The following is a 3008-nucleotide window of genomic DNA, read 5'->3' on the forward strand; positions in this document are numbered from 1 at the left end:
TCAGGGCTTGCGACCTTCTTCGGATTTTCTGCCCTGATCCTTTCGGCCTTTCCCATCATCAGCAACTTTGGACTGACCACCATTATTGCGGTCCTCTTCTCATTGATAGGTGCCGTTGCAGTGATGCCTGCAGTTCTTTCGCTGCTCGATCAGATCATCCACAAGGTTGAGGAGGTTGAAGAAGATGTTCTTCATGTGCATCCCCATCATGAAAAATAACGAACATGTTCTGCATGTTCAGGTTCCTGCCTTGGCTTCATGATCCTTTTTTTGGGTATTCCCGGAACAATTGATTGTATAACGACATCCTTACCATCGTCGTGATCATAGATCAGATCAGCATGTCTTCTCAAGAGGGGGGAATCCCTGGTGTTACCGTCATGTATCCGGTTACCAGAGTGACCGGAGATGTGGTGCAGGAAAAATCTGTTGAAGTCTGTACTGAATCGCGGGTGATTCTCTATCTCAATGATGTTGTGATAGGGGATCTCTCCATCACTCCGGTTGATATTGAGGCATTTGCAACCGGTCATCTGATCTGCGAAGGATACCTCACGTCAATCAAAGATATTACAGCGATACACATTGACCTTCCCCATGTGAGGGTTACTGCCTCCTGTCCTGTTGAACATTCATCAAGTGGGAAATTCTCAAAGAACAGCTCTGGTGGCTCCTGCAGGAACCTTCTTCCTGATGGTCCGACTCCTCCTCTCGCTGATGGAATGATCCTGGATGTCGAAACGGTCTTTCGTTCAATGAAGCGGGTAAATGATTACTCAGTAATCTGGAAACGCACCGGCGGCATGCATTGCAGTCTGATCATTACCGAAGAAGGCGAAATCGTCTGCGGGGTGGAGGATATGGGCAGGCATACCACGGTGGACAAGGCTGTCGGCGTTGCCCTGCACAAAGGGGTTGATATCACCCGATGCTACCTGATCTGTTCCGGAAGGCTTCCTGTTGACATGGTTGCAAAGGCATACCGGGCAGGAATTCCAATCGTGGTGAGCAATAATGCAGCATTTGCGGGAGGAATCGAATTTGCGAAAAAAGCTAATATGACCCTTGCAGGATTTGTGAGACCCCCGTCAATGACCATATATACCTGCTCACACCGGATCAGGTTTCCTTCATGATAGAGATCTGGTTACGTCATACGGGAGATCTCCCGTGACACATTTTTAAAAAAGGATTTTGATACTTACCCTACGGTAAATTTCTGCATCTCTTTGTTCAGTCGGTTAGCGACCTCAAACACCTGCGATGACTGTTCGGTCAGCTGGTCGGTTGCAGCTGCTGCTTCTTCACTTGCAGCTGCTGCTGACACTGCTTCTTTTGAAGTGTTCATCACCACATCATTTACTTCATTGATTGAAGCGGTGATCTCTTCGACTGCTGCTGCCTGCTGTTCGGCTGAACGGGCAACCTCGTCCATTCGCTCACTGATCGTGGAGATTGCTCCGATGATCTCATTGAATACGCTCAATGTTTCTGAAAGCGATCTTCCTCCTGTCAGTACTGATTCAGCACTATGATCCATGGTGGCTGACGCGAGTTCTGTCTTCTTCTGCAGGCTCTCGATCATACCGGTAATATTCTCTGCTGACTGCCGGGATTCAAGAGCCAGGGATTTGACTTCGCTTGCGACAACTGCAAATCCCCGCCCGGCCTCTCCTGCCCGTGCTGCTTCAATGGCTGCATTTAATGCGAGAAGATTGGTCTGGCTTGCAATATCTGATATAACTTTGGTGATCTTGTTGATCGTCTTCATCTCTTCCATAATCTCTCGGACAAGACTGACGACCTGGGTGGTGGATTTGGTGATCTCATCCATCCCTTCTTCAGCACCTTTTGCTAGTTCAGTTCCTTTCGATGAGAGATCACTGGTATTCATGGCGAGATGGTTCACTTCATCTGCCCGTGCTGACACTGCTGAAACGTTTACTGCAAGATCCTCCATTGCCTTCAGGATCTGTTCAATTCCATCTTTTCCTCGTTCAGCATTCAGACTTACTGCCTGGGCGATATCAGCAAGGGTGTTGGTACCTGCACTGACATCACTGATACTCCCATGTGTCTGGGTGACTACTGAATTGAGATTCTTAACCTGGTCATTTATGAGTCCGACTGCTTGAGATACATTGGCTCCGACCTGATCCAGGGCTTTTTTAAACTCATTCCAGTCCCCCTCCATGGCAAGGCTGGAATCTACCCGGCGTGCAAAATTATACTGGGCATAACTTTCAGAGACAACCATTGCCTCATTCACCGGGATGGTGACTGAGTCAAGAGTTTTATTCATTCCCTCAATGATAGATCTGAAAGAACCCTGATGACGGGATGGATCCGCCCGAACCGTGAGTTCTCCATGAGTGCCTGCTTTTCCGAGGGTATCTACATCGGCAATTAATGATCTGATATTATCCCGCATTTTGATCAGCGGTTCATAGAGTTCATCCTTGTCTGATGCCTTTTCTATCGATGCAGACATATCTCCCTCTGATATCTTGGTCACATAGATGATCAGATCTGAAAGCCAGTGATGAACATCATTGATTGCATCCCGAAGTTTGGCATGATCACCGATGCATTGAACCTCGACCTTCTGACTCAGATCTCCTCCTCTGATATTCTTCAAAACCCGGTAACCCTGGATGATCGGGTTAACGATTGTGTCGAGCATATCGTTCACTTCAGTGATTATTTCTGCATATGCACCACTGAACTGTTCCGGGCGACCACGTTCTTTGATGGATCCTTTCTGAGCTGAATCGGTAATACGAAGAATTTCAGTCTGCAGTTGCCTGATTACATCTGCCACATTATTCACCGCCATACGGATCTTTTCATGGTCACCCTTGAAGGTCTGATCAATACGGGTGTTGATGTCTCCCTTTGATATATTGACAAGAATCTTGCTCATATCCCTGAATGGATACAGGATATCATCCAGCATCTCATTGATCCGGTTAATGAGCATCTCAAGATCCCCATGATATCCGTTGGAA

The 3008-nt window shown here is 47.3% G+C and carries 3 protein-coding genes; 2 read left to right on the plus strand and 1 reads right to left on the minus strand.

Annotation, left to right across the window (positions count from 1 at the left end):
• Together LUQ50_RS06735 and fdhD are read left to right on the plus strand one after the other, a co-directional pair.
• The coding region (locus LUQ50_RS06735) for an MMPL family transporter (protein WP_300038079.1) at positions 1 to 219 on the plus strand (219 nt) is incomplete at its 5' end.
• Between the two features lie 122 nt (positions 220 to 341).
• The gene (gene fdhD, locus LUQ50_RS06740; protein ID WP_300038082.1) at positions 342 to 1136 is read left to right on the plus strand and encodes a formate dehydrogenase accessory sulfurtransferase FdhD; all 795 of its coding nucleotides are present in this window, start codon (positions 342 to 344) and stop codon (positions 1134 to 1136) included.
• A 65-nt stretch (positions 1137 to 1201) separates the two neighbouring features.
• On the opposite strand, the gene LUQ50_RS06745 is transcribed toward fdhD, so the two are convergent.
• The coding region (locus tag LUQ50_RS06745; RefSeq protein WP_300038085.1) for a methyl-accepting chemotaxis protein at positions 1202 to 3008 on the minus strand (1807 nt) is incomplete at its 5' end.

The sequence above is a fragment of the Methanospirillum sp. genome (genome assembly GCF_028679455.1).
Classification (GTDB): domain Archaea; phylum Halobacteriota; class Methanomicrobia; order Methanomicrobiales; family Methanospirillaceae; genus Methanospirillum.